General features: G+C 63.4%; 1 protein-coding gene. It reads right to left on the bottom strand.

The features are described from left to right. A partial coding sequence (locus ACV22V_RS32640) for a transposase (protein ID WP_448016855.1) occupies positions 1-279 on the bottom strand: 279 nt, incomplete at its 3' end. Between the last annotated feature and the right edge of the window lie 38 nt (positions 280-317).

Genomic DNA, 317 nt, shown 5'->3' with positions numbered 1-317 from the left:
CTCGCGGTCGCGCGGAATCTCGACGTCGAGCAGGTCGTCGTCGGTCGTGATGCGCTTGCGGCTGGTGCCGTTGCGGTGGTTCGTGCGGCCTGCCGGCTTGGCATCGCCCTTCTCGTAGCCGAGGTGATGGGTCAGTTCGCCGCCCAGCGCGCGTTCGAAGATTGCCTTCTTGAGCGCCGCAAGCTGCTCGTTGATCGTCGCCCGATCCAGCGTGCCGGGTACCAGTTGCTTGATCAGCTCCGGGTCCAGGTTCAAGCCCTTGCCGGGTTCTATCGTCACTTCTTCCTTGCGTTTGCGTGGCATAAAGTGGCTCCTTG

Source organism: Burkholderia sp. AW33-5, from assembly GCF_053427615.1.
This window is presented reverse-complemented; position numbering and strand designations above follow the sequence as displayed.